We start from the raw sequence: 24,407 nt of genomic DNA, 5'->3' as shown, positions 1-24,407 counted from the left end.
GGGGCGTCGGCGCGCGACTACAAAAAGCGGGCCGCGCTTGGGTTAAGGTGCGGTTCCTTTCGCAGCTTTCCCCGCCTTCATGACCACGCCTTCGTCCCCGCCGGCCCGCAAGCACTTCTCGATGATCCGCGGCTTTCACCTGGCCGATGTCTTCACGCTCGGCAACGCGGCCTGCGGCGTCGGGGCGGTGTTCTTCGCGATGGCCTTCATGCGCAGCCAGTCGCTCGCGCACTTCTACTGGGCCGCGGCGCTCGCCCCGGCGGCCTTCATCTTCGACGTGCTCGACGGCCGCATCGCGCGCTGGCGCCAGACCCAGTCGGCCCTCGGACGCGAACTCGACTCGCTGGCCGACGTGATCTCGTTCGGCGTGCTGCCCGCCGCGCTCGGCTTCGCCGCCGGCCTGGACGGCGGCTGGGACTGCGCCGTGCTCATCTACTTCGTCGGCTGCGGCGTGAGCCGGCTCGCGCGCTACAACGTGACGGCCGAGGCCCTCTCGGCCGGCGCCGACAAGGTGAAGTACTTCGAAGGCACGCCGATCCCGACCAGCGTGGTGCTGGTGGGCGTGCTGGCCTACGCGGCTTCGAAGGGCGCCCTCGGCGCCAACGTGTGGGGCGGCGCCTGGACGCTCGGCCCCTGGCAGCTGCACCCGCTGGTGCTGCTGTTCGCGCTCTCGGGCACGCTGATGATCAGCAAGACCCTGCGCATTCCCAAGTTCTGACAACCCGCCCATCTCACCCACCTGACAAAGGGGACCCCGCATGGCGATGAAGCTGTATTTCGACCCGCGCAGCCGTGCGCAGGTCGCCAAGTGGATGCTCGACGAGGCCGAGGTCGACTACGAGATCGTGCCCACCCTCATCCGGGAGGGCGCCCACAAGCGCCCCGAGTTCCTGAAGATCAACCCCGCCGGCAAGCTGCCCGCGCTGGTCGACGGCCGCACCCGCATCTTCGAGAACGCGGCCATCTGCATGTACATCGCCGAGAAGTACCCCGGCAAGCGCCTGGCGCCGGCGGTGGGCACGCCCGAGCGCGGGCGCTACCTGTCGCTCATGGTCTATTCGACCGCGCAGCTCGAGCCCTCGATGGGCGACAGCCTGCTGAAGATCAAGAGCAACAACAGCGCGCGCGGCTGGACCGATTTCGAGCAGGCCAAGGACGCCGTCGAACGCGAGCTCGGCGACGGTCCCTACCTGTTCGGCGCCCAGTTCACGGCCGCCGACGTGATGATCGGCTCGATGCTCATCTGGCACCGCGCCTTCGGCGGGCGCACGAACCGCCCGAAGCTCGACGCCTACATCCACAGGCTGCAGGCACGGCCCAGGGGCATGAAGTTCGGTTGAGGTAAGTGGCAAGGCGTGCCGCGCTGGCGACAGTGCGCGGCGGAGGTTCATCCTCTAATCGGTCCCTCTTTTTCGACCTTTTTCCCACCTCACGCCCGCCCCATGACTTCGAACACCTCGCGCTCCCGGTTCTCGTTGACGGCCCTCTCCCTGGGCCTGGTCGCCCTGCTCGGGGCCTGTGCCAGCACGCCGCCGCCCGGCAGCCGCAGCGTGAGCATCGAGCGCACCACCTTCGGCATCGCGCACATCACGGCGCCCGACTACGAAGGCCTGGCCTACGGCACCGCCTACGCGCACGCGCAGGACAACGTCTGCCAGACCGCCGAGCACCTGCTGACGCTGCGCGGCGACCGCGCGCAGTTCCTCGGGGCGCAGAACACCGGCGACTTCGGCCTGGGCCGCATGCCCAACGCGCAGATCGACCTGTTCGTGCGCTACCACATGGACGACGCGGCGCTGGCCCGCGCAGCGGCCACCACCAACGACGAGGTGGAGGCCGCGCTGCGCGGCTACGTGGCGGGCTACAACCGCTACCTGCAGGATGCGGGCCCCAATGGCCTGCCCGAAGCCTGCCGCGGCAAGCCCTGGGTGCGCCCGATGACGGCCGCCGACCTGGCGCGCGCCACCGAGCAATCGATGATCCAGGGCGGCCTGGGCGCACTGGCCGGCGCGGTGCTGGCCGCCGTGCCGCCCGCCCCGGGCGCAAAAACCGGCGCGGCACCGGTCGCGCTCGAGCAGGCGGTGGCCGAGATCGGCCGCCACAGCTTCAACGCCAACCCCGAAGGCGGCGAGCTGGGCTCCAACGGCTGGGCCTTCGGGCGCAACGCCACGCCCGACGGCAAGGGCCTGCTGCTGGGCAACCCGCATTTCCCCTGGAACGGCACCAACCGCTTCTGGCAGATGCACCTGACCATCCCCGGCCAGCTCGACGTGATGGGCGCCACCGGCGGCCTGAGCCCGGTGGTGTCGATCGGCTTCAACAAGGACGTGGCCTGGACCCACACCGTGTCGACCGGCAAGCGCTTCACGCTGTACGAACTCAAGCTCGACCCCAACGACCCGACCGTGTACTGGGTCGACGGGCAGCCGAAGAAGATGGTCGCGCGCACCGTCGCACTGCCGGCCGCCGCCACGGCCGGCGGGGCGCCCGTGCAGCACACCTTCTACGCCACCGACTGGGGCCCCGTGGTCTCGCTGCCGCGCGCCGGCCTGGGCTGGACCGCCCAGAAGGCCTATGCGATCCGCGACGCCAACACGCTCAACGTGCGCTCGGCCGAAAGCTGGATGAAGATGGGCCGGGCGCGCAACGTCGCCGAGCTGCGCGCCGCCATGGGCAACCAGGGCATCCCGTGGATCAACACCCTGGCGGCCGACCGCGAAGGCAACGCGATGTACGCCGACCTGTCGGTGGTGCCCGACGTGTCGGCCGAGATGCTCAAGGCCTGCGCACCCTCGCCGGCCGCCGCCGCGCTGCTCAACGCCGCCGGCCTGCCCGTGCTCGACGGCTCGCGCAGCGCCTGCGCCTGGCACCGCGACCCCAGCGCCGCCGCGCCCGGCATCATCGCGCCGGCCCGCATGCCGGTCGTCATCACGCCCGACTACGTGCAGAACAGCAACGACAGCTTCTGGCTCAGCAACCCCGAGACGGCGCCGATGGCGGGCGTCTCACCGCTGGTCGGCCCGGTCGGCGTGCCGCAGCGGCTGCGCACACGCAGCGCCATCATGGAAATCCGCGGCCGCCTCGCGGGCACCGACGGCCTGCCGGGCAACCGCATGGGCGCGGCCGAGCTGCGCAGCGTGATCTTCCGCGACAGGAACCTCGCCGGCATGCTGGTGATGGACGACCTGAAGGCCGCGTGCACCGCCACCGGCGCCGCGCTGAGCGCCGACCAGGCCCTGGGCTGCCGCGTGCTTTCCGCCTGGGACCGCACCAGCAACGCCGAGTCGAAGGGCGCGGCGCTGTTCCGCGAGTTCTGGCGCAAGACCAAGGACCTGCCCAAGGTCTGGCGCGTGCCCTTCGACCCGGCGCAGCCCGTGACCACGCCCACCGGCCTGGACATGGCCACGCCCGCCACGCGCGAGGCGGTGTTCAAGGCGCTGGGCGACGCGGTCGGCATCGTGCGCACCGCCGGCTTCGCGCCCGACGTGGCGCTGGGCGTGCCGCAGTCGCGCACCGTGCGCGGCCAGAAGATCGCGCTGCCCGGCGGCGACGAGTTCGAGGGCGTGCTCAACAAGCTCGAATCGCAGGGCCAGCCGCAGATCGACCCGAAGGGCTACGCCGTCAACTACGGCAGCAGCTACATGCAGGTCGTGACCTTCGACGCGCGCGGCCCCGTGGCGCAAGGCCTGCTCACCTACGGCCAGAGCAGCGACCCGGCCTCGCCGCGCGCCTACGACCAACTGCCGCTGTTCGCGGCCAAGCAGTGGCATCCGCTGCCCTTCCACCCGGCCGACGTGCAGGCGCAGCGCGAAGGCAAGCCGCTGCAGCTGGCGTACTGAACCATGTCCTTGAGCCCCGTTCCCTTTCCCGCCCACGCCGCCACGGGCATCGACCTGCTGAACCGCCTGGCCGCCGAGCAGCCGCTCGCCCCGGCCTGCGACCACTTCTACTTCCTGCGCCACGGCCAGACCGGGCGCAATGCGCTGCGCGTCTTCCAGGCGCCCGACGAGCCCCTGAGCGCGCTCGGCGAGCAGCAGGCGGTGCAGGCGGCCGAGCTGCTGGCCGGCGAGCCGATCGGCGCCATCGTGTGCAGCGACGCGCGCCGCGCCTTCGACACCGCCCACACCGTGGCGCGCGCCCTGGGCCTCGTGCCCAGCGCGCACGAGAACCTGCGCGAGCGCAACTTCGGCGCGCTCATCGGCACCTCGTCCGCCAACATCGACTGGGCCTGCGAGCCCGAGGGCGGCGAGACGCTGGCGCAGTTCGTCGACCGCAAGCGCCAGGCACTGGCCGCCGCGCTCGCCGCGCAGCCCGCGCCGGTGCTGGTGGTGGCGCACGGTGGCACGCTCTACGCGCTGGCCGCGCTGCTGGGCGTGGCGGTCGATGCGAGCATCTTCGGCAACGCGCAACCCTTGCGCTTCACACGTGCCGGCCCCACATGGGCCGTGACGCCGCTGCAACAGCGGCACGCCGACGGCGGAGCCGCCCTGGCCTGAACCAGCGCCCGGTCGCCCTGTACGCCGTCCACCGAAAGGAATCACCACCACCATGGAATTCAAGGACTACTACAGCGCACTGGGCGTCGAACGCACCGCGTCCGACGACGAGGTGCGCAAGGCCTACCGCAAGCTCGCCCGCAAGTACCACCCCGACGTCAGCAAGGAGCCCGACGCCGAGCAGCGCATGCGCGACATCAACGAGGCCAAGGACGTGCTCGGCGACAAGGACAAGCGCGCCGCCTACGACGCGCTGGCCGACCGTGTCGCACGCGGCGGCCGGCCCGACGGCAGCTTCGAGCCGCCGCCCGGCTGGGACACCGGCTACGAGTTTCACCGCGGCCCGCGCCAGGGCCCGGCCGACCACGCCGACTTCAGCGAGTTCTTCTCCTCGATGTTCGGCGACGCCGAGCGCCGTGGCGCCACGCGCCAGAACTACCGCGCGCGCGGCGAAGACCACCATGCGGCCATCGAGATCACGCTCGAAGACGCGCTGAACGGCGCCGAGCGCGAGCTCACGCTGCGCGCCCAGACACTCGACGCGCAGGGCCACCCGCAGTGGGAGAACCGCACGCTCGCCGTGAAGATCCCGCCCGGCGTGCACCCCGGCCAGTTCATCCGCCTCGCGGGCCAGGGCATGCCCGGCCACGGCGGCGAGCCGGCCGGCGACCTGTACCTCGAGGTGCGCATCGCGCCGCACAAGCTGTACCGCGTGGAAGAGCGCGACCTGTACATGACGCTGCCCGTCACGCCCGCCGAGGCCGCGCTGGGCGCGCAGGTGCAGGTGCCCACGCCCACCGGCGGCGTGGTCGAGGTCACCGTGCCGCCGAACGCGCGCGGCGGCATGAAGCTGCGCCTCAAGGGCCGCGGCTTTGCAGGCAAGACGCCCGGCGACCTGTACCTGCTGCTCGAGATCGCACTGCCGCCCGCCGACAGCGAGGCCGCACGCAACGCCTACGCGCAACTCGCGCAGGCGACCTCCTCGTTCAACCCCCGCCAGCACCTGGGAGTCTGAGCATGGCGAACTTTTCTTCCGTGACCACCACCACGGCCATCGGCGTCTCGCACCCGCTGGCCGCCAACGAACTGGCGCACGCCTGCGGCGCCGACACCGCCTGGGTCGTGCAACTGGTCGAAGTGGGCATCGTGCAGGTCACCACGACCGACGCACCGCCCGAGCGCTGGGAGTTTTCCAGCACCGACCTGCAGCACGCCCTCGAAGCGCGACGGCTCGAACGCGACTTCGGCGTGAACCTGGACGCCGCCGCGCTGATCCTCGACCTGCAGCACGAGGTGCGACGGCTGAAGGCGGTGCTGCAGGCGCACGGCGTGGGCTGAAGGGCGCCACACGCGCGTCGCGGGTCACGCGCGTGCAATGACTGCCAGACCTGGACAGCCGCCCGCCATTTGCGAACAGGATCGGTGAGCCCTCGGCCCTAGATTGCCGCTGCCTGCGGAATTTCGCATGGCAGGCCGGCGCGCAGGCAACCCTTCACACACCGCCCGGCCTCCTCACACAGGAGACAAGAAGGCATGACCTCGCACAGGCTGAAGACCGCGCTCGACGCAACGCTGCACCAGACCGTTCACCGCCACGGCGGCGCCCCCGGCGTCGTCGCGATGGCGACCGACCGCACGGGCAATTTCTACGAAGGCGCCGCCGGCACGCGCGAACTCGGGCACGACCGGCCGATGGCCACCGACAGCGTGTTCGCCATCTTCTCGACCACCAAGGCGATCACGGGCACCTGCGTGATGCAGCTGGTCGAAGAAGGGAAGATTGCCCTCACCGACCCGGCCGGCGCCTACGTGCCCGAGATCGACGAACTGCAGGTGCTCGACGGCTTCGACGCCGACGGCCGGCCGCGCACGCGCGCGCCGCGCCGGCGCATCACGGTCAACGACCTGATGCTGCACACCTCGGGCCTGGGCTACGAGTTCTTCAGCGAAGACGACCTGAAGTACCGCGCCGCGCTGAACATTCCCACGGTGGTGTCGGGCAGCTTCGAATCGATCCGCACCGTGCTGCTGCACGAGCCGGGCGCGGCCTGGACCTACGGCGCCAACATCGACTGGCTGGGCCGCATCGTCGAGCAGCAGCGCGGCAAGCGCCTGGGCGAGGTGATGAAGGAACGCGTCTTCGAGCCGCTGGGCATGCAGGACATCGGCTTCGGCATGTCCGAGTCGATGAAGGCGCGCCGCGTGACCATCCACGACCGCGCGGCCGACGGCCGGCTCACGCCGCTGCCCGAGCTGGTGCTGCCCGAGCCGCCGCCGATGGACATGGGCGGCCACGGCCTGTATGCCACCGTGGGCGAGTACATGAAGTTCATCCGCATGGTGCTGAACGACGGCGCCGGCCCGCACGGCCGTGTGCTGAAGGCCGACACGGTGCAGCGCATGGCGCAGGACGGCCTGGCCGCCATGGACCTGTCGGTGGGCGGCTGGCGCACGTCGGTGCCCGCGCTGAGCAACACGGGCGAGTTCCTGCCCGGCACCGACAAGGGCTGGTCCTACACCTTCATGACCAACCGCGAGCGCACGCCCACGGGCCGCCCGGCCAACTCGCTGATGTGGGCGGGCCTGGCCAACAGCTTCTTCTGGATCGACCGCGAGAACGGCATCGGCGGCTACTGGGCGACGCAGATCCTGCCGTTCCAGGACTGCGCGAGCTACCCGGGCTTCGTGGCTTTCGAGACCGCGGTTTACCATCACCGCTGAGCCGTCGAGCGGTGCCCGCCCCGGGGCGGGCACCTTCTTCTTTCTGAACCGAGGTGCGCGATGGATGCGATCCGCAACGTGCTGGTCACCGACGCCCGCGGGCAGCCGAGCGAGCGCCACCGCCTGGTGGCCTCGCACGACTGGGACGACATCCGGCGCTGGTCGGACCGCATCTACATGCCCTACCGCGTCACGCCCATCGGGCGGGCGCGCACGCCCGACTCGGTGCTGGACGCCACGCGCATCGGGCACTTCACGCTGAGCCGCTTCCACTACGGCATTCCGGTGAACATCAAGGACTTCTCGCCCGACAGCGGCGTCGGCATGGTGCTGACGACCGTGCGCGGCGCGGGCCGCCACTGGTCCGAAGCCAACGCCTATGCCGACACGGGCGTGGGCGACGCCTTCGTGGTCGACACCTCGCGCACGCACTACTGGGTGGACTTCGATGCCAACCACCTGCAGGTCAACCTCAGCTTCTCGCACGACGCGCTGGCCGCGCTGCACGCGCGCTGGTTCGGCGCACCCGCCGACGAGCGGCTGTGGACGCGCAAGTTCAAGTTCGGCGGCGCCCATTCGAGCTGGATCGCGCTGCTGTCGTATGCATGCCGCTGCGTCACCGAGCTGCCTGAGGCGGTCGACACCGGCCCGCTGGGGCGGCACCTCGAGGAGATGATCGGCGTGCACGTGCTGACCCAGTGGCGCGCGCAGCTGGAGCACCCTGCCGAGGCGGTGCAGCACCGCATGGCGCCGCGGCATGTGCTGGCGGCCGAGCGCCACATCCGCGAGCACGCCCAGCACGCGCCCACGCTCGGCGAACTGGCGAGCGTGGCGGGCGTCAGCGTGCGCACGCTGAACAGCGCCTTTCGCGAATACCGCCAGGCCACGCCGATGCGCGCGCTGCGCGAGCAGCGCCTGCAGGGCGTGCGCGCCGAACTGCTGATGGCCGACGCCGTCGCAACGGTGCGCTCTGTGGCGCAGGCGTGGGGCTACGCCAACTTCGGCCTGTTCGCCGCGGCCTACCAGCAGCGCTTCGGCGAGCTGCCCTCGGCCACGCTGCGTTCACGCAAGACGGGCTGAGCCTTCATCTGATCTTCAGCTTGGAGCGCGCTCGCGCTCCCACAATGCCAAGCGGGCGCGGCACCTCGCCTTGCCTGGAACGCCCGGTCGCCATCGCCACCGGGCAACTCCCCTTCCCTCGATGGCATCTGGCATCGCGTCCGCGCCTGGATGCGACCGATGCCCAGCACCTCTTGAGCGAATGAACAACCCTCGCCCGTCCTTCTTCCCGGCCTGCGCGTCGATCGCAGCCACCTTTGTCCTCACGGCCTGCGCCGCCTCCATCCGGCCGGCCAGCGACGACCCTGACGTCGTGCAGGAGCAGGCCCTGCAGCACTCGCTGTCGCTGAACCACCGCATGACGCTGCAGCGCCGGCTCGACGACGTGGCGATCCCGCTCCTGGAGCACAGCGCGCCGTTCTGCGGCGGCGACGTGCGAGCCAGCCTGGGCGCGCACATCGCCAGCCTGTGGAGCTTCGAGAAGGAAGAACGCGCGGCGGCAAAGCAGGCCCTGCACCTGGACGACCGGCTGACCGTGCTGTGGACGCTCGACAGGAAGCAGGCGCCGGCCACGCCCCTGCGCGCCGGAGACGTGCTGCTTTCCGTCGGCGGCAAGCCGCTGCCCGCCGGTGAGAAAGGGATCGATCGGCTCAACGCGGTGCTGATCGACGCCGCGCGCACCAAGCCCGCCAAACGCGAGGGCTGGCTGGAGGCCGTGGTGCAGCGCGAGGGCCAGTCGACGGCGCTGCGCCTGCCGTACACCACGGCGTGCAACTACACGGCCATCACGCGGATGAAGAACGAGGTCCATGCGGAGAACGACGGGCACGAGATCCTCGTCAACTCGGCGCTGATGCGCTTCTTTCCCGACAACCGCGACCTCGCGATCGTGCTGGGGCACGAGCTGGCCAACGGCGTGCTGTCCCATGGCGGCAAGACGCGCGCGGTGGGCATCGCGGCCAGCCTCGTGGATGGCGCGCTGGGCGGCACCGGGATGGCGGAAGAAGCCCTGTCGTCGCCGTTCTCGCAGCAGTTCGACGCCGAGGCCGACTACCTCGGCCTCTACATGGTGGCCGCGGCGGGCTACGACATCGAGGGCGCCGAACGGATCTGGCGCGAGCTCGGGGTGCACACGGCCGGCGCGAAGAAGAAGGGCTTCATGAGCGCCCCGCCGAGCTCCGCCAAGCGCTTCGTCGCGATGCGGCGCACGATCGCGGAGATTCAGGCCAAGAAGAAAAACGGGGCACCCCTGGTGCCCCTTGCGAAATCGAAGTCCTGACGCGCCGCAGCCCGGCCCGGGCCGCTACTGCATCTGCTGCAGGTTGCCGATGCGCACCAGCATCTCGGTGAACATCTGCATGTCGGCGTCGAGGTCGGGCACTTCCTTGTACTCCTTGGCGTTGTGCGCCGTGTACTTCTTGCCGGGCATCGCGGGGCCGAAGTTGATGGCGTTGGGCATCAGCTTGGCCGTGGTGCTGCCGGCGGTGGGCACAGGCTTGGCTTCGAGGCCGGTGGTGTCGCCGAAGATGTTGAGCAGGGTCGAGAGCCACGCGCCCTTCGGGTCGCGCGCCATCCAGTTGCCCTGGTCGTAGGCCAGCTCCAGCTTCACCTGGCTGGCCGTGGCCCAGCCGTTGATCTTGGCCGCCACCTGCGTCTTCAGTTCGTCGGGCGTGCGGCCGCGCGGCATGCGCACGTTGGCCGTCACCTCGAGGCGGCCGTCGGCGCCCATGCGCACCAGCGTGGGCGACATCGTGAGCGGCCCCATGAAGTCGTCCTGGTAGCCCAGCCCCATCTTCTCGCCGAGGTAGCCGGTGCCGTAGAGCGCGTCGATGTACTGCACGGCGCGCAGGTAGGGGTTGGCGGCCAGCGGCACGCCGGACTCCTTCAGGAACAGCGCCAGGCGCGGCACGGGGTTCACGCCCTCTTCGGGCCGCGAGCCGTGGGCCGAGGTGCCCGTGACCTTCAGCTCGATGGCCTCGGCGCCGCGCACGATGTCGATCGCGAACTTGCCGCCCTGGCTTTCGTACTTGCGCACGAAGGCGGCCTTGGCGGCCTCGAGCTTCGCGGCCACGGCCGCGAGGTCGCCGCCCTTGAGCGTGGCCGTCGCGGTCTGCGGAATGGCGTTGGCCGAGGCGGCGCCGCTCATCGCGGTGATGGCGGTCGCGGCGGGGTCGGCCGCTTCCGCGGGGAAGAACACCTTGAGCGCGCCCGAGCCCTTCTCGGCCACGACCGCGGGGTACTTGCTGTCGAGCACGATGTTGTAGGCCGGCAGCGGCGTCTTGTCGCGGTAGTACTGCATCGCGTCGCCACCGGTTTCCTCGGTGGTCTCGATCATCAGGCGCACGCCGCGCTCCACCGGCAGGCCGCTGTCCTTCACGGCCTTCATGGCGTAGAGCACGGCGGCGATGGAGCCCTTGTCGTCGATGGTGCCGCGCCCGTAGAGGAAGTCACCCACGCGCGTCATCGCGAAGGGATCGAGGCGCGTGCCGTCGTCGAGCACCCATTCGGACAGCACGGCCGGCACCACGTCGGCGTGCGTGAGGATGCCGAACTCCTCGCTGCCGCGGCCCTTCAGGCTCACTTCGAAGATGCGGCCGTCGACGTTGCGGTAGCCCAGCCCGAAGTCCTTCGCCATCTTCTCGACCAACTGGCCGAACGCCACCATCGGCGGGCTCTCGTGCGGCGGCACCTGCACGTTGCGCACCGTGGGCAAGGCGACCATGGTGCCGATGCTGGCGATCACGGCCTGCTGGTTCTGCAGCCGGTTGTACAGGCCGAGCAGGCGCGCGATGTTGACGAGGTCGTCGCCCGCCAGCGCCTTGCCGCCGGTGTAGGCCGCCACGCTGGCCTGCAGCGCGGGCTGGGCCTGCGCGGCCTGGGCCAGGAAGGCCTTGAAATCGGGCGCCGTGCGGCCGCCCTTCCAAGCGGCGGCGAGCTGGTCGAGCGCGGGCTTCTTGAGGGTCTCGGCACCGGCCGGGACAGCGACGGCGAGCGCCATGAGGGCCAGCGAAAGCGCCGACAATGAAAAACGAGACTGCTGCATCAGGGTCACCCCCTCATTCCGAAAACATTCCCCGACGATAGCCGAGCCATGCCTCAAGACGACAGCCTTTCCTCACCCCCGCGATGCGCCTGGGCCCGCACCGATCCGCTGCTGGCCAGCTACCACGACGCCGAATGGGGCGTGCCCGAACGCGACAGCCGCGCGCTGTGGGAAAAGCTGATGCTCGACGGCTTCCAGGCCGGCCTGTCGTGGCTCACCATCCTGCGCAAGCGCGATGCCTTCCGCGCGGCCTTCGAGGGTTTCGTGCCCGAGACGGTGGCGCGCTTCACGCCGGCCGACGTCGAGCGCCTCATGCAGGACGCGGGCATCGTGCGCTCGCGCGCCAAGATCGAGGCCGCCATCGGCAATGCCAAGGCCTACCTGGCCATGCAGGCGGCGGGCGAAGACTTCTCCGATTTCGTCTGGGGCCTGGCGGGCGGCCAGCCGGTCGTCAACACCACGGGCACGGTGCCCACGCAGACGCCGCTGTCCGAAACGATGTCCAAGGCGCTGAAGCAGCGCGGCTTCAAGTTCGTCGGCCCGGTGATCGTCTATGCCTGGATGCAGGCCACGGGCATCGTCGACGACCACGCGCCCGACTGCCATTGCCACCGCAGCCATCGGCGCGCCTGAGCACAGCACCAACGTGAAAAAACCGGACGGTGCTATTGCACGGTCCGGTCTTTTCGGGTGGTGGTCTTGCTAACCGAGGCGGCTTGCGCCGCCGTCGATCACAGGCCAGCCTGGCGCGTGAAGCTGCGTGCCTGCGAGGGGATCACGCTGCCGGCGAAGGATTCGCGGCGCAGGTTCTGGCCGGGAGCGTGGGCGGCTGCCACGGCTTCGGCGCGGACCGAAGCGCGGTCCACCGACGAGGCCAGCACGGGGGCCACGCTGGCCGACACGGCGTCGCTGTATTCGTTGCCGGCACGGGCGGCGGCCACGGCTTGCGGTGCCACGTCGGCACGGCTGTAGCCGGAGGTCACGGCGTGAACGCCTTCGTAGGTCTCTGCGTGGGCGGCGCCAGCGGCGGCGAGCAGGGAGAGAGCGGCGGCGGCGAGGATGTTCGAGGTCTTCATTTCAATTCCTTCTTGATTGGGCTTTGGATGCCCTGAAGTGTGCGCCAAATTCCTAGGGTAAACCCCAGTCATTCTGAATCGCAGTGTTCACGGAATTGAAACAATCACGGGGAACTTTCCGACATGCGGGGTTCGCGTGAAACTTTTTCGTACAAACGCCCCCGAGTTTGCAAACTTTGGCGCGCTGTCGTCAAGTCTCAGGGCCGCCCCCAGCTGCGCACCAGCGTGCGGATCGCGACCGCGCCGCTGCCCTTGACCTCGGCGCGGTAGCTGCCGAGCAGCGCCTCGCGCTCGGCGGCGGCCTGCGGTTCGTTGCGCCAGGCGAGCAAGGCGGCCACGTCGGCGTCGGGCAGCGCCAGCAGCAGCGCCTGCGTGACCAGCTTTTCGAACTCGCGCGCCACGGTCATCAGGTTGCGCGGACGCGGCGAGGTGACGCCGCGCGACCACAGCGAATCGAGCGCAGTGTCGAGCGTGCGGTCGGGCAGCGAACTGAACTGCCCGGCATTCCCGCGCGCCAGCTGCTTGACCACCGCACTCATGAGCAGCTGGCTCGAGAAATCGATCTCGCGCGCCTCGGCCACCGTCATGCGCGACAGCAGCTCGACGCGCGCCGGATCGGCCGGCCGCGCGTGCTGCTGATGAAAGAACGCCACCTTGGCGGGCTCGTCCATCGCGGCGTAGTCGGCGCGCAGCTTCGCCAGGCGTGCCACGGCCTCCAGCACGAGGGGCCCCGGCGCGGCGGCGCCCTGCCCGGCCGCCGCCACGTCCTGACGGATCGCGGCCACAGAGGCGTTCACATCGAAGGCGCGGCCGGCCGCCACGTCGAGCGACTGCAAAGCCTTGTCGGCAATGGCCAGGTCGGGCGGTTCCAGCAGCTCGCGCGCGCCGCGCGACACGGCGCCCGGGCCGTAGGCGGCCTGGTAGCGCGCCTGCACGCCCTCGAACTGGAGCAGGGCCTGCGCACGGTCCTGCGTCCACCCCGTCAAGGGGGCGAGAAGCAACGACAGCAACAAGAGGCAACGGGGCGACGACAGGCGGGACAGCAAGGACATCCCACATTATTGGCACGCCGCGATCCCGCGCCCTTCATCAGGCCTGCGCCAGCTCCCCGCGCAGCAGCTTCGCAGCCGCCACCATGTTCGACAGCGCCGCCTCGGTCTCGGGCCAGCCGCGGGTCTTGAGGCCGCAGTCGGGGTTGATCCAGAGGTTCTCGCCCGGCACCACCTGCGCGGCCTTGCGCATGAGGCGCACGATCTCGTCGACCGAGGGCACGCGCGGCGAGTGGATGTCGTACACGCCGGGGCCGATCTCGTTCGGGTAGCGAAAGCCGCCCTCGCCACCAAAGCCGCGCAGCAGCTCCATGTCCGAGCGGCTGGTCTCGATGGTGATCACGTCGGCGTCCATCGCGGCGATCTCCGGCAGGATGTCGTTGAACTCCGAATAGCACATGTGGGTGTGGATCTGCGTCTGGTCGCGCACGCCCGAGGCGCTGATGCGGAAGGCGCGCGTGGCCGCCTTCAGGTAGGCCGGCCAGCCCGCGCGGCGCAGCGGCAGGCCTTCGCGGATCGCGGGCTCGTCGATCTGGATGATGCCGATGCCCGCGCCCTCGAGGTCGTTGACCTCGTCGCGGATCGCCCACGCGATCTGCTCGCAGGTGGTGGCGCGCGGCTGGTCGTCGCGCACGAAGGACCACTGCAGGATGGTGACCGGGCCGGTGAGCATGCCCTTCATCGGCAGCGTCGTGAGGCTCTGCGCGTAAGCCGTCCATTCGACCGTCATCGGCGCCGGGCGTGCCACGTCGCCGAAGATCACCGGCGGCTTCACGCAGCGCGAGCCGTACGACTGCACCCAGCCGTTGGCCGTGAAGGTGAAGCCGTCGAGCTGTTCGCCGAAGTACTCGACCATGTCGTTGCGTTCGGCCTCGCCATGCACCAGCACGTCGATGCCAAGTTCTTCCTGCTTGCGCACGGCCAGTGCGATCTCGGCGCGCATCTTCTCGCGGTAGCCGGGGGCATCGAGCTCGCCGCGCTTGAAGGCGGCGCGGGCCGCGCGGATCTCGGCGGTCTGCGGGAACGAGCCGATGGTGGTGGTCGGCAGCGCGGGCAATGCGAAGCGCGTGCGCTGCAGCTGCTGGCGCTGCGGGAAAGCGGACGCGCGGCGGTCATCGCCGGCCACGCTGCGCGCCAGGCGCAGCGCCACGTCGGCGCGGTGCACGCGCGGGCTGGCGCGGCGCGCGGCCACGGCGGCACGGGCGGCTGCGAGATCGGCGGCCACCGAGGCTTCGTTGCCCTCGACGGCGGCACGCAGCACGCGCAGCTCGTCGAGCTTCTCGATCGCGAAGGCGAGCCACGATTTCAGTTCGGTGTCGAGCTTCGTCTCGGCCGCGAGGCTGAACGGCACATGCAGCAGCGAGCACGACGGCGCGATCCACAGCTCGCCCTGGTGCTTCTCGGCCACGGGCCTGAGCTTGCCCAACGCCACATCGACGTCGGTGCGCCAGATGTTGCGGCCGTCGACCACGCCGACCGACAGCACCTTGTGCGCCGGCAGCCAGTCGGCCACGCCGGTCAGCTCCTGCGGCGCACGCACGGCATCGACGTGCAGGCCGGCCACCGGGAGCTGGCAGGCCAGGCGCAGGTTCTCGGACAGCGGCGAGAAGTAGCTCGCCAGCAGCAGCTTCGGCGCATTGCGCGCGATCTGCCAGTACACGCGTTCGAAGGCATTGCGCCAGGCCTCGGGCAGGTCGAGGCCCAGGATCGGCTCGTCGATCTGCACCCATTCCACGCCCTGCTGCTTGAGCCGGCCGAGCACCTGCTCGTACACGGGCAGCAGCGATTCGAGCAGCGAGAAGCGGTCGAAGCCGGCCGCCTTTTCCTTGCCCAGGTACAGGAAGCTCAGCGGCCCGAGCAGCACGGCCTTGACCGCGTGGCCAGCCTGCTGCGCCTGCGCGACCTCGTCGAACAGACGCGTCGATGCGAGCCTGAACTGCGTGGCCGCATCGAACTCGGGCACGAGGTAGTGGTAGTTGGTGTCGAACCACTTGGTCATCTCGAGCGCGAAGGTGCCTTCGGCGCCGTGGGTGCAGCTGTCGTCGTGCACGTGTCCCGCCTCGTCTTCCACGCCGCGCGCCATCTTGAAGTAGCGCGACAGTTCGGGCTCGTCGCCGCTGAAACCGAAGCGCGCCGGCTCGCAGCCCAGCAGCTGGATGTGGTTGGCCACGTGGTCGTAGAAGGCGAAGTCGCCCACGGTCACGAAGTCGAGCCCCGCGTCGCGCTGCGCCTGCCAGTGCCGCGCGCGCAGCGCCTCGCCGACGGCTTCGAGCGCGGCGTGGCCGGTTTCGCCGCGCCAGTGCTTCTCGAGGGCGAACTTGAGTTCCCGGTGGGCGCCCATGCGCGGAAATCCGAGGATGTGGGTACGGGTGGTCATTGCAGGTAATCCGGTCGCTGGTCTTGGAAACCGGTGATCGTCGGCGTTTGGCGCATATGATTCAAACGAAACCTTTTGCCCGTTCGCTTGAATCATTTTCATGATGCAGTCCATCCTCGAGATCCGCCACCTGCGCACGCTGGCCGCGTTGCGCGACACCGGCAGCCTGGTGCGCGCGGCGCAGCTGCTCAACCTCACGCAGTCGGCGCTGTCGCACCAGATCAAGTTGCTCGAAGAGCGCTACGGCGCGCAGCTCTTCGAACGCAAGTCGGTGCCGCCGCAGTTCAGCACCACGGGGCTGCGGCTGCTGCAGCTGGCCGACACCGCGCTGCCGCTCGTCGAAGAGGCCGAGCGCGACGTGGCGCGGCTGGCGCTGGGGCGCAGCGGGCAATTGCGCATCGTGGTCGAGTGCCACACCTGCTTCGACTGGCTGATGCCCGCGATGGACGCCTTCCGCCAGCGCTGGCCCGAGATCGAGCTGGACATCGTCTCGGGCTTCCACCCCGACCCGATCGCGCTCGTGATGCAGAACCGCGCCGAGGTGGCGATCGTCTCCGAGGAAGACCCCGATGAAACGGTCGACTACCACGCGCTGTTCCGCTTCGAGATCGTCGCGCTGCTGGCCAACGACCACGCGCTGACGGCCAAGGCGTACCTCACGGCCCGGCACTTCGCCGACCAGACGCTCATCACCTACCCCGTGCCCGACGAGATGCTCGACATCGTGCGCCAGGTGCTGGCGCCCGCCGGCATCGAGCCCGCGCACCGGCGCACGACCGAGCTCACGGTGGCGATGCTGCAGCTGGTGGCCAGCGGGCGCGGCGTGGCCACGCTGCCGCTGTGGGCGGTGCAGAATTACCTCGACCGCGGCTACGTCACGGCGCGCCGCGTGGGCGCCCGGGGCCTGACGGGGCGGCTGTACATGGCCTGCACGCAGGCCACCTCGGCGCGGCCCTGGCTGGACGACTTCGTGCGCGTCACGCGCGAGAGCTGCTTCAAGAGCCTGCCGGGGATCGAATTGCTGTGAGCCCTGTGAGCCCGATGGCGGGAGGATCACGTCCGAATCCGGCCAGTGCAGGGTAGTGCACGGCCTGAAGATCGACCACCACCACGGACCGCCCCATGACCTCTCCGAAGACCCTCGACGCCCCTGCCGCCCCACCCCACCGCTTCTTCCACGGCTGGCTCGTGGTCGCCGGCGCCTTCGCCGTCATGTTCGTGGGCTTCGGCTGCGCCTACACCTTCAGCGCGTTCCTCGATGCATTGCAGCGCGACTTCGGCGCCTCGCGCGGCGAGGTGTCGCTGGTGTTCTCGCTCGCCGGTTTCCTGTACTTCGGGCTCGGCGTGTTCAGCGGCCCGCTCGCCGACCGCTGGGGCGCGCGGCGGCTGGCGGTCGCGGGCATGGTGCTGGTCGGCCTCGGGCTGGTGCTCGCGGGGCAGGCGCGCAGCCTGACGCAGATCTTCTGGGCGTATGGGCTCGGGGTCGGCCTCGGCGTGGGGGCCTCGTACGTGCCCGTGCTGGGCGCGGTGCAGCGCTGGTTCGTGCGCCAGCGCGGCTTCGCCTCGGGGCTCGCCGTGAGCGGCATCGGCGTGGGCACGCTGGCCATGCCGCCGCTGGCCTCGTGGTTCATCGACACGCTGGGCTGGCGCGACGCCTACCTGGCGCTCGGCGTGCTCGCGGCCGTGGTGGGCGTGGGCATGGCGCTGCTGGTCGAGAACGATCCGCGCGCACGCGGCCTCGGGCCCGACGGCGATCCGCCGCAGGCGCAGGCTTCCACCGCGCTGCCGCCCGGCGCCTCGGTGCGCGAGGCCGTGGGCTCGGGCCGTTTCGCGGGGCTGTACGCGGCCTGCCTGATCAGTTCGTTCGGTTTGTTCGTGCCCTTCGTGCACCTGGTGCCTTACGCGCTCGACCACGGCGTGGCCGCATCGTCGGCGGTGCTGCTGCTCGGCGCGATCGGCGTAGGCAGCACGGCGGGCCGCTTCTTCCTGGGCGGGCTGGCCGACCGCATGGGCCGGGACCATGCGCTGCCGCTGATGTCGGCGGGCATGGCGTTGTCGCTGGTGGTGTGGGCCGTGTCGGGCGGGTTCTGGGGGCTGGCCCTGTTCGCCTTTGCCTACGGCGTGTTCTACGGCGGCTTCGTGGCGCTGTTGCCCGCGCTGGTGATGGACTGGTTCGGCGGGCGCCACATCGGCGCGGTCATTGGCATCCTGTACACCAGCGTGGCCATCGGCACGCTGATCGGGCCGAGCGCCGCGGGCTTCGCCTTCGACCTCACGCGCAGCTACCTGCTGCCGATCCTCGTGGCGATCGGTGCCAACCTCGTGGCGGCCGGCCTGCTGCTCGCGATGGCGCGGCGCGGCCGGCGCGCCGTTCAGCCGGCTTTCTGAACCAGCTTCAGCACGCTCGAGAAATCGAGCGCGCCGTGGCCCGCGAGGCTGTGCGCCGCGTACAGGCTGCGCGCCAGGCCGCCCAGCGGCGTGGCCGCGCGCACGGCGGTGGCGTTTTCCTGCGCCAGGCCCAGGTCCTTGAGCATCAGGTCGGTGCCGAAGCCGCCGGCGTAGTTCTTCGAGGCCGGCGCCGCTTCCATCACGCCGGGCACGGGGTTGTACTTCTCGAGCGCCCAGTTGCCGCCCGAGCTGCGGCGCATGATTTCGGACAGCACCTTCGGGTCGAGCCCGTTGGCCACGCCCAGCGCGAGCGCTTCCGAGGTGCCGATCATCAGGATGCCGAGCAGCATGTTGTTGCAGATCTTGGCGGTCTGGCCCGCACCGGCCGCGCCGGCGTGAAAGATGTTGGCGCCCATCTTCTCGAGCACCGGGCGCGCGCGCTCCAGGTCTTGGGTGTCGCCGCCGACCATGAAGGTCAGCGTGCCGGCAATGGCGCCGCCGGTGCCGCCCGACACGGGCGCATCGATCATCGCGACGCCCTTGGCGGCAGCGGCCTCGGCCACCTTGCGCGAGGTGGCGGCGGCGATGGTGCTGCTGTCGATCACGAGCGTGCCGGCCTGGATGCTGTCGAGCAGGCCGGGCTTGCCGGCGCCGCCAAGGAACAGGCCCTCGACGTGCGCGCTGGCGGGCAGCATGCTGATCACCACCTCGGCGCCGGCCACGGTCTCGGCCGCCGACTTCGCGATCGGCAGGCCCTCGGCAGCGAACTTCTTGCAGGCGTCGGCCGAGAGGTCGAAGGCGCTGAGCGTGTGGCCTGCCTTGTGCAGGTTCAGGGCCATCGGGCCGCCCATGTTGCCCAGGCCGATGAATGCGATCTTCATGTGTCTTGTCTCCGTTGTTCTGTGCAGGGAATGGGGCCGATCAGGTCAGCGACGCCAGTTCCGCCGGCATCTCGCCGCGCGGACGCAGGTGGTCGTCGACGAAGGCCGGCGTGATCTCTTCGAGCGTGGCGGGGTTCCAGCGCGGGTTGCGGTCCTTGTCGACCAGCACGGCGCGGATGCCTTCGGCGAAATCCTTGTTGGCGCAGAAGCCCAGCGAGGCCCAGTACTCGAGGCGGAACACCTCGGCCAGCGACATGCGCGGCACGCGCTGCCAGAGCTCGAAGCTCAGCGCGATGGAGCTCGGCGCACCCTTGGTGAAGGTCTTCGACGCAGTCTGCAGCCAGGCGTCGTCGCTTTGCACGTCACGCAGGCGCTTGGCGATGTCGAGCAGGTCGTCGCCGGCCATCAGCGCGTTGATGGTGTCGTAGTGCTCGCGCACCTTCGACGCGGGCATTTCGGCGCCCTCGCCCGCCTGGGCCAGGATGCGCGACAGCGTGGCACGGTCGGCCCGGGCGTCGCCGCCGGCCCACTGCGTGGTCGCGATGGCCGCGAGCACGTCGCCCTTGCGCTCCTGCGGCACCAGCACGTCGGCCAGGCCGCAGAAGATGGTGTCGTGCGCGTTGATGTTGGCGGCCGTGAGCGCCAGGAACAGGCCCGTGCGGCCCGGCGTGCGGCGCAGGAACCAGCTGCCGCCCACGTCGGGGTACAGGCCGATGTTGATCTCGGGCATGGCGATGCGGCTTTGCAGCGTCATCACGCGGTGCGAGGCGCCCGCCAGCAGGCCCACGCCGCCACCCATCACGATGCCGTGGCCCCAGCACAGGAAGGGCTTGGGGAAGGTGTGGATCAGGTGGTCGAGCTCGTACTCCTCGCGGAAGAAGTCTTCGGCGTAGGTGTTGCGTGCGGGGCCGCAGTCGAGCAGCGTCTGGTACAGCTGGCGCAGGTCGCCGCCGGCGCAGAAGGCTTTTTCGCCCGCCGCGTCGAGCAGCACACCGACGATGCCGGCATCGGCCGCCCATTCGCGCAGCTTGGGCGTGAGCAGGCGCACCATGTCCACGGACAGCGCGTTGAGCGAAGCCGGCGCATTGAGCGTGGCCACGGCAAAACGCTGGCCACCGGCGGTCTTGATTTCGTTGAAGAGAACTACGTTGTCGGTCATTGTTTTCAGGTCCTGGGTGCGGCGGAGTCAGCGGATGTCGCTGTCGCCTTCCAGCAATTTTCGCGCAACGATGACGCGCATGATTTCGTTGGTGCCTTCAAGGATCTGGTGCACGCGTGTGTCGCGCACCAGGCGCTCGAGCGGGAACTCGCTCAGGTAGCCGTAGCCGCCGTGCAGCTGCAACGCATCGTTGCAGACATTGAAGCCCGCATCGGTCGCGAAGCGTTTGGCCATCGCGCAATAGGTGCTCGCATCCACATGGCCCGCATCGAGCTTGCTGGCGGCCAGCCGCACCATCTGCCGCGCGGCGACCAGCTCGGTCGCCATGTCGGCCAGCTTGAACTGCAGCGCCTGGAAGCTCGCGATCGGCTTGCCGAACTGCTGGCGCTCGTGCAGGTAGCGGCGCGCCGCGTCGAGCGCACCCTGCGCCGCGCCCACCGAGCAGGTCGCGATGTTGATGCGCCCGCCGTCCAGGCCCTTCATGGCGATGCGAAAGCCCTCGCCTTCCTTGCCCAGCAGGTTCTGCGCCGGCACGCGCACGTTGTCGAAGTTGATGGTGCGCGTGGGCTGGCTGTTCCAGCCCATCTTGTGCTCCTTCTTGCCGTAGCTCACGCCCGGCGCGTCGGCCGGCACCGCGAAGGCCGAGATGCCGCTGGCGCCCGCGCCGCCCGTGCGGGCCATGAGCACCAGCACGTCGGTCGAGCCGGCGCCGGAGATGAAGGCCTTGCCGCCGTTGATGACGTATTCGGCGCCCTGCAGTTCGGCGCGCGTCTTCAGCGAACCCGCGTCGGAGCCCGCGCCCGGTTCGGTCAGGCAGTACGACGCCAGCTTGCGACCGCTCGTGAGGTCTTCGCCCCATTGCTGGGCCACCGCATCGGTGGCCCAGGTGCCGAGCATCCACGTCGCCATGTTGTGGATCGTGATGAAGGCGGTGGTCGACGGGTCGACCGCGGCCATTTCCTCGAACACCAGCGCCGAGTCGAGCCGCGGCAGGCCCAGGCCACCGATGCGCTCGGGCGCGTACAGGCCGCAAAAGCCCAGCTCGCCGGCCTTGGCGATGGCTTCGCGCGGAAAGACCGCCTCGGCGTCCCACTGCGCGGCGTGCGGTGCGAACTCGGCCTGCGCGAAATCGCGCGCGGTCTGTGCAAAGGCGTTCTGTTCTTCGGACAGTTCGAAATTCATGATTGACGACCCTTCCAGAGGTCCAGTTCGGCGGTGCGTTTGCGGGTCGATTTTTCCAGGCACGCGTTGAAAACCAGCGACCAGATCGAGCCGCCTTCGTTCGCCTTCGCGGCCCGCTTGCAACCCGGGTCGCGGCCCTTGAGCCAGGTCCGCTGCTCGGTGCGCAGCGCGACGCGCATCTGCGGCGAGAGCGTCTTCATCACCTCGCCGTAGCGGATGTTGAGCTCGGCGTCGGCCGCGCGGAAATCGCGCAGCGCGCAGTCGTTCATCTGCTGCTGATTGCCGTTGGGGTTGCAGTCGACCGGCTCGTCGGAGCCGGCCGCCTGCGCCCCGCCGGCCAGCAGGGCAAGCGCCGCCGCGGCGGCCCAGGCTGCGACGCGAAGCCCCTGCCTCACTTGAGGCTGATGGTGGTGTTGACGCCCTGGCTCACGGTGCTGTCGTCGAACCAGCGTGCCGTCACGGTCTTGGTCTGCGTGTAGAACATGATGACCTGCTTGCCGTACGGGCCCAGGTCGCCAAGCTTGGAAGCGCGCGAACCGGTGAACGAGAACATCGGGACCGGCACCGGAATCGGCACGTTGATGCCCACCTGGCCCACGTCGATGTCTTCCTGGAAGCGACGCGCCGCGGCGCCCGACTGCGTGAAGATCGCCGTGCCGTTGCCGTTCGGGTTGCTGTTGATCAGGTCGATGGCCTCGTCGATGGTCTCGGCGTCGGCGATGCACAGCACGGGGCCGAACACTTCCTGTTCGTAGATCGTCATGCCGGGCTTCACGCCGGTGAAGATCGTCGGGCCAACGAAGTTGCCCTTCTCGTAGCCGGGCACGGTGGGCTTGCGGCCGTCGAGCACGAGCTTGGCGCCGTCGGCTTCGCCGCGTTCGATCAGGCTGTTCACGCGATCGTAGGCGGCGCACGAGACCAGCGGGCCCACGTCCACGCCCTTTTCAGTGCCCGCGCCGATCTTCAGCGTCTTGGCCTTCTCGATGAGCTCGGGCACCCAGTTGCGCGCCTCGCCCACCAGCACCGCGACCGACACGGCCATGCAGCGCTGACCGGCTGCACCGAAGCTCGCGCCGGCCAGTGCGTTGAGCGTCTGTTCCTTGTTGGCGTCGGGCATCACGATGGCGTGGTTCTTCGCGCCCATCATGCATTGCGCGCGCTTGCCGGCCAGCGTGGCGCGGTTGTAGACGTGCGTGCCGACCTTGGTCGAGCCGACGAAGCTGATCGCCTTGATGTCCTTGTGGTCGCAGATGCCGTTGACGACGGCTTCGCCGCCGTGCACCACGTTCAGCACGCCGGGCGGCACGCCGGCTTCGAGCGCGAGTTCGCACAGGCGCATCGTGACCATCGGGTCTTGCTCGGAGGGCTTGAGCACGAAGGTGTTGCCGGTGACGATGGCCATCGGGAACATCCACAGCGGGATCATGGCCGGGAAGTTGAACGGCGTGATGCCGGCGCACACGCCCAGCGGCTGCAGCAGCGTGTAGGTGTCGACGCCGTTGGCCACGTTGTTGGCCAGCTCGCCCAGTTGCAGGTTGCCGATGTTCGAGGCGTGCTCGACCACTTCGAGGCCGCGGAACACGTCGCCTTCAGCGTCCGGCAGCGTCTTGCCCTGCTCGGCCGTGAGGATCGCGGCCAGCTCGCCCATGTTCTCGCGGATGAGCTGCTGCAGCTTCAGGAAGATGCGGGCGCGGGCGCCGAGGGGGGTCTTGCGCCAGGTCTTGAAGGCTTCCTTGGCGGAGGCCACGGCGGCGTCGAGTTCGGCTTGCGTGGCGAAGGGCACGCGGGCCAGCACCTGCTGCGTGGCCGGGTTGACGACGTCGCGCCATTCGGTGGTCTTCGATTCGACGAACTTGCCGCCGATCAGCAGCTTGACGGTGGCGACCTGCGTCGAGGGGGTGGTGGTGGCGTCCATGGGGGTTTGTCTCCTGTGAATACGGTGCCGGTATGGGCCGGTGCAGCCTGCATCCTAGCTTTGCAGATTTGCCATGACAATAGACAAATATGCGTCATCGCTTTGCAAAAATGCAAAGCACCGAACGCCACCCCGCACGAGGCCGCACGCACATGGACTGGGACAACCTGCGCTACTTTCTCGAACTCGCCCGCTCGGGCACGCTGATGAGCGCGGCGCGCCGGCTGGAGGTCGACCACACCACCGTCGCGCGGCGCATCCAGGCCCTCGAAAAGGAGGTGGGTGCGCCCCTCTTTTCGCGCGAGGCCGGCGGCCACCGGCTCACCGAGGCAGGCCGCCGGTTGCAGCCGCAGGTCGAGGCGATGGAGAGCGCCTTCCAGGCCGTGGAGAGCACCGCACCGGCCTCGCAGGAAGGCCTGTCGGGACTGGTGCGCATCGGCGCCACCGAGGGCTTCGGCACCGTGGTGCTGGCCCCGCAGCTGGCGCTGTTCGCGGTGCAGCACCCCAAGCTCACCATCGACCTACTCGCGATGCCGCGGCTCGTGCACCTGTCGCGGCGCGAGGCCGACATCGTGATCTCGCTCGAGCGGCCGGCGCGCGGGCCGGTGGTGGTCACCAAGCTCACCGACTACACGCTGCGCCTGTACGCATCCAAGCAGTACCTGGCCGCGCACAAGCCCATCAAGACGCGCGAAGACCTGCGCGGCCACACCTTCATCAGCTACGTGGACGACCTGCTGTTCAGCAAGGAGCTGCAGTACCTGGACGAACTGCACCGCCCCGACAGCTTTGCGCTGCGCAGCACCAGCGTGCTGGCGCAGCACCGGGCGGTGGCGGCGGGTGCGGGGATTGCGGTGCTGCCGGCGTTCATCGCGCAGGACGACCGTGCGCTCAAGCCGGTGCTGCCGGACGCAGCGAACTTCACGCGGACCTTCTGGATGTCGATGCCGGCGGAAACGAAGCACCTGGCGCGCATGCAGACGGTGTGGGAATTCCTGCGCGCGACGGCAGCGGCGCAGCAGCAGGTGCTGTTGCCTGACAGCGCGGCGAACGCCAGGTGA

General features: G+C 69.8%; 22 protein-coding genes. 13 read left to right on the top strand and 9 right to left on the bottom strand.

Going from position 1 to position 24,407, the window contains the following annotated elements; genetic code table 11:
* The first annotated feature begins 79 nt into the window (after positions 1 to 79).
* The 9 genes from AC07OH_RS03285 (at position 80) to AC07OH_RS03245 (ending at position 9,555) form a co-directional block, all read left to right on the top strand.
* Complete coding sequence (locus tag AC07OH_RS03285; protein WP_062475593.1) at positions 80 to 718, top strand: CDP-alcohol phosphatidyltransferase family protein; 639 nt, start codon at positions 80 to 82, stop codon at positions 716 to 718.
* Positions 719 to 758: 40 nt separating this feature from the next.
* A complete protein-coding gene (locus tag AC07OH_RS03280; protein ID WP_070059319.1) occupies positions 759 to 1,340 on the top strand; it encodes a glutathione S-transferase family protein in 582 nt (193 codons plus the stop codon).
* Between the two features lie 102 nt (positions 1,341 to 1,442).
* Positions 1,443 to 3,839 carry a penicillin acylase family protein gene (locus AC07OH_RS03275; RefSeq protein WP_495299566.1) on the top strand — a complete coding sequence of 799 codons (2,397 nt, stop codon included), beginning with the start codon at positions 1,443 to 1,445 and terminating at the stop codon, positions 3,837 to 3,839.
* A gap of 9 nt (positions 3,840 to 3,848) precedes the next feature.
* Positions 3,849 to 4,496 (top strand): histidine phosphatase family protein, encoded by a 648-nt coding sequence (locus AC07OH_RS03270; protein ID WP_495299565.1) that lies wholly within the window; start codon positions 3,849 to 3,851, stop codon positions 4,494 to 4,496.
* Positions 4,497 to 4,548: 52 nt separating this feature from the next.
* A complete protein-coding gene (locus AC07OH_RS03265) occupies positions 4,549 to 5,511 on the top strand; it encodes a DnaJ C-terminal domain-containing protein (protein ID WP_070059322.1) in 963 nt (320 codons plus the stop codon).
* Between the two features lie 2 nt (positions 5,512 to 5,513).
* Positions 5,514 to 5,834, top strand: coding sequence for a chaperone modulator CbpM (locus AC07OH_RS03260; RefSeq protein WP_062481866.1), 321 nt, complete (start codon positions 5,514 to 5,516; stop codon positions 5,832 to 5,834).
* 195 nt (positions 5,835 to 6,029) lie between these two features.
* Positions 6,030 to 7,217, top strand: coding sequence for a serine hydrolase domain-containing protein (locus AC07OH_RS03255; protein WP_495299564.1), 1,188 nt, complete (start codon positions 6,030 to 6,032; stop codon positions 7,215 to 7,217).
* A 60-nt stretch (positions 7,218 to 7,277) separates the two neighbouring features.
* A complete protein-coding gene (locus tag AC07OH_RS03250) occupies positions 7,278 to 8,297 on the top strand; it encodes an AraC family transcriptional regulator (protein WP_495299563.1) in 1,020 nt (339 codons plus the stop codon).
* A 181-nt stretch (positions 8,298 to 8,478) separates the two neighbouring features.
* The gene (locus AC07OH_RS03245; protein ID WP_495299562.1) at positions 8,479 to 9,555 is read left to right on the top strand and encodes a M48 family metalloprotease; all 1,077 of its coding nucleotides are present in this window, start codon (positions 8,479 to 8,481) and stop codon (positions 9,553 to 9,555) included.
* Positions 9,556 to 9,579: 24 nt separating this feature from the next.
* Here the strand turns inward: AC07OH_RS03245 and AC07OH_RS03240 are convergent, their stop codons facing one another.
* Positions 9,580 to 11,319 carry a dipeptidase gene (locus tag AC07OH_RS03240; protein ID WP_495299561.1) on the bottom strand — a complete coding sequence of 580 codons (1,740 nt, stop codon included), beginning with the start codon at positions 11,317 to 11,319 and terminating at the stop codon, positions 9,580 to 9,582.
* A gap of 48 nt (positions 11,320 to 11,367) precedes the next feature.
* Here AC07OH_RS03240 and AC07OH_RS03235 point away from each other — a divergent pair, with 48 nt between their 5' ends.
* A complete protein-coding gene (locus AC07OH_RS03235) occupies positions 11,368 to 11,952 on the top strand; it encodes a DNA-3-methyladenine glycosylase I (RefSeq protein ID WP_495299560.1) in 585 nt (194 codons plus the stop codon).
* 98 nt (positions 11,953 to 12,050) lie between these two features.
* Here AC07OH_RS03235 and AC07OH_RS03230 read toward each other — a convergent pair whose 3' ends face one another.
* From AC07OH_RS03230 to metE, 3 genes are all read right to left on the bottom strand, one after another.
* Complete coding sequence (locus AC07OH_RS03230; RefSeq protein WP_062481853.1) at positions 12,051 to 12,395, bottom strand: hypothetical protein; 345 nt, start codon at positions 12,393 to 12,395, stop codon at positions 12,051 to 12,053.
* A gap of 197 nt (positions 12,396 to 12,592) precedes the next feature.
* Positions 12,593 to 13,447 (bottom strand): hypothetical protein, encoded by an 855-nt coding sequence (locus tag AC07OH_RS03225; protein ID WP_495299559.1) that lies wholly within the window; start codon positions 13,445 to 13,447, stop codon positions 12,593 to 12,595.
* A gap of 37 nt (positions 13,448 to 13,484) precedes the next feature.
* Complete coding sequence (metE, locus tag AC07OH_RS03220; RefSeq protein ID WP_495299558.1) at positions 13,485 to 15,821, bottom strand: 5-methyltetrahydropteroyltriglutamate--homocysteine S-methyltransferase; 2,337 nt, start codon at positions 15,819 to 15,821, stop codon at positions 13,485 to 13,487.
* A gap of 100 nt (positions 15,822 to 15,921) precedes the next feature.
* On the opposite strand from metE, the gene AC07OH_RS03215 reads away from it, so the two are divergent.
* Together AC07OH_RS03215 and AC07OH_RS03210 are read left to right on the top strand one after the other, a co-directional pair.
* Complete coding sequence (locus AC07OH_RS03215) at positions 15,922 to 16,848, top strand: LysR family transcriptional regulator (protein WP_495299557.1); 927 nt, start codon at positions 15,922 to 15,924, stop codon at positions 16,846 to 16,848.
* 95 nt (positions 16,849 to 16,943) lie between these two features.
* A complete protein-coding gene (locus AC07OH_RS03210) occupies positions 16,944 to 18,209 on the top strand; it encodes an MFS transporter (RefSeq protein ID WP_495299556.1) in 1,266 nt (421 codons plus the stop codon).
* Here the strand turns inward: AC07OH_RS03210 and mmsB are convergent.
* From mmsB to AC07OH_RS03185, 5 genes are read right to left on the bottom strand one after another with little or no spacing between them, the layout of a single operon-like run.
* Complete coding sequence (gene mmsB, locus AC07OH_RS03205) at positions 18,194 to 19,090, bottom strand: 3-hydroxyisobutyrate dehydrogenase (RefSeq protein ID WP_495299555.1); 897 nt, start codon at positions 19,088 to 19,090, stop codon at positions 18,194 to 18,196. The genes AC07OH_RS03210 and mmsB overlap by 16 nt on opposite strands.
* A gap of 40 nt (positions 19,091 to 19,130) precedes the next feature.
* Positions 19,131 to 20,249 carry an enoyl-CoA hydratase/isomerase family protein gene (locus AC07OH_RS03200; RefSeq protein ID WP_495299554.1) on the bottom strand — a complete coding sequence of 373 codons (1,119 nt, stop codon included), beginning with the start codon at positions 20,247 to 20,249 and terminating at the stop codon, positions 19,131 to 19,133.
* A gap of 27 nt (positions 20,250 to 20,276) precedes the next feature.
* Positions 20,277 to 21,431 (bottom strand): acyl-CoA dehydrogenase family protein, encoded by a 1,155-nt coding sequence (locus tag AC07OH_RS03195; RefSeq protein WP_369647469.1) that lies wholly within the window; start codon positions 21,429 to 21,431, stop codon positions 20,277 to 20,279.
* Positions 21,428 to 21,826 carry a lysozyme inhibitor LprI family protein gene (locus AC07OH_RS03190; RefSeq protein WP_495299553.1) on the bottom strand — a complete coding sequence of 133 codons (399 nt, stop codon included), beginning with the start codon at positions 21,824 to 21,826 and terminating at the stop codon, positions 21,428 to 21,430. The genes AC07OH_RS03195 and AC07OH_RS03190 overlap by 4 nt, the downstream gene beginning before the upstream one ends.
* A complete protein-coding gene (locus tag AC07OH_RS03185; protein WP_070059334.1) occupies positions 21,823 to 23,346 on the bottom strand; it encodes a CoA-acylating methylmalonate-semialdehyde dehydrogenase in 1,524 nt (507 codons plus the stop codon). The genes AC07OH_RS03190 and AC07OH_RS03185 overlap by 4 nt, the downstream gene beginning before the upstream one ends.
* 152 nt (positions 23,347 to 23,498) lie before the next feature.
* On the opposite strand from AC07OH_RS03185, the gene AC07OH_RS03180 reads away from it, so the two are divergent.
* Positions 23,499 to 24,407 (top strand): LysR family transcriptional regulator, encoded by a 909-nt coding sequence (locus AC07OH_RS03180; protein WP_495300954.1) that lies wholly within the window; start codon positions 23,499 to 23,501, stop codon positions 24,405 to 24,407.

The sequence above is a fragment of the Variovorax sp. GW821-FHT10C12 genome (assembly GCF_059415405.1).
Note: the sequence above shows the minus strand (reverse complement) of the source record. Positions and strands in the feature narration are given on the sequence as shown.

Excerpts from the sequence above, each read along its gene's own strand:
- AC07OH_RS03250 (WP_495299563.1), top strand. The coding sequence starts at position 7,278 with ATGGATGCGATCCGCAACGTGCTGGTCACCGACGCCCGCGGGCAGCCG.
- AC07OH_RS03180 (WP_495300954.1), top strand. The coding sequence starts at position 23,499 with ATGGACTGGGACAACCTGCGCTACTTTCTCGAACTCGCCCGCTCGGGC.
- AC07OH_RS03230 (WP_062481853.1), bottom strand. The coding sequence starts at position 12,395 with ATGAAGACCTCGAACATCCTCGCCGCCGCCGCTCTCTCCCTGCTCGCC.
- AC07OH_RS03235 (WP_495299560.1), top strand. The coding sequence starts at position 11,368 with ATGCCTCAAGACGACAGCCTTTCCTCACCCCCGCGATGCGCCTGGGCC.
- AC07OH_RS03260 (WP_062481866.1), top strand. The coding sequence starts at position 5,514 with ATGGCGAACTTTTCTTCCGTGACCACCACCACGGCCATCGGCGTCTCG.
- AC07OH_RS03285 (WP_062475593.1), top strand. The coding sequence starts at position 80 with ATGACCACGCCTTCGTCCCCGCCGGCCCGCAAGCACTTCTCGATGATC.
- AC07OH_RS03280 (WP_070059319.1), top strand. The coding sequence starts at position 759 with ATGGCGATGAAGCTGTATTTCGACCCGCGCAGCCGTGCGCAGGTCGCC.
- AC07OH_RS03185 (WP_070059334.1), bottom strand. The coding sequence starts at position 23,346 with ATGGACGCCACCACCACCCCCTCGACGCAGGTCGCCACCGTCAAGCTG.
- AC07OH_RS03240 (WP_495299561.1), bottom strand. The coding sequence starts at position 11,319 with ATGCAGCAGTCTCGTTTTTCATTGTCGGCGCTTTCGCTGGCCCTCATG.
- AC07OH_RS03275 (WP_495299566.1), top strand. The coding sequence starts at position 1,443 with ATGACTTCGAACACCTCGCGCTCCCGGTTCTCGTTGACGGCCCTCTCC.
- AC07OH_RS03255 (WP_495299564.1), top strand. The coding sequence starts at position 6,030 with ATGACCTCGCACAGGCTGAAGACCGCGCTCGACGCAACGCTGCACCAG.
- mmsB (WP_495299555.1), bottom strand. The coding sequence starts at position 19,090 with ATGAAGATCGCATTCATCGGCCTGGGCAACATGGGCGGCCCGATGGCC.
- AC07OH_RS03245 (WP_495299562.1), top strand. The coding sequence starts at position 8,479 with ATGAACAACCCTCGCCCGTCCTTCTTCCCGGCCTGCGCGTCGATCGCA.
- AC07OH_RS03200 (WP_495299554.1), bottom strand. The coding sequence starts at position 20,249 with ATGACCGACAACGTAGTTCTCTTCAACGAAATCAAGACCGCCGGTGGC.
- AC07OH_RS03265 (WP_070059322.1), top strand. The coding sequence starts at position 4,549 with ATGGAATTCAAGGACTACTACAGCGCACTGGGCGTCGAACGCACCGCG.
- AC07OH_RS03210 (WP_495299556.1), top strand. The coding sequence starts at position 16,944 with ATGACCTCTCCGAAGACCCTCGACGCCCCTGCCGCCCCACCCCACCGC.
- AC07OH_RS03215 (WP_495299557.1), top strand. The coding sequence starts at position 15,922 with ATGATGCAGTCCATCCTCGAGATCCGCCACCTGCGCACGCTGGCCGCG.
- metE (WP_495299558.1), bottom strand. The coding sequence starts at position 15,821 with ATGACCACCCGTACCCACATCCTCGGATTTCCGCGCATGGGCGCCCAC.
- AC07OH_RS03225 (WP_495299559.1), bottom strand. The coding sequence starts at position 13,447 with ATGTCCTTGCTGTCCCGCCTGTCGTCGCCCCGTTGCCTCTTGTTGCTG.
- AC07OH_RS03195 (WP_369647469.1), bottom strand. The coding sequence starts at position 21,431 with ATGAATTTCGAACTGTCCGAAGAACAGAACGCCTTTGCACAGACCGCG.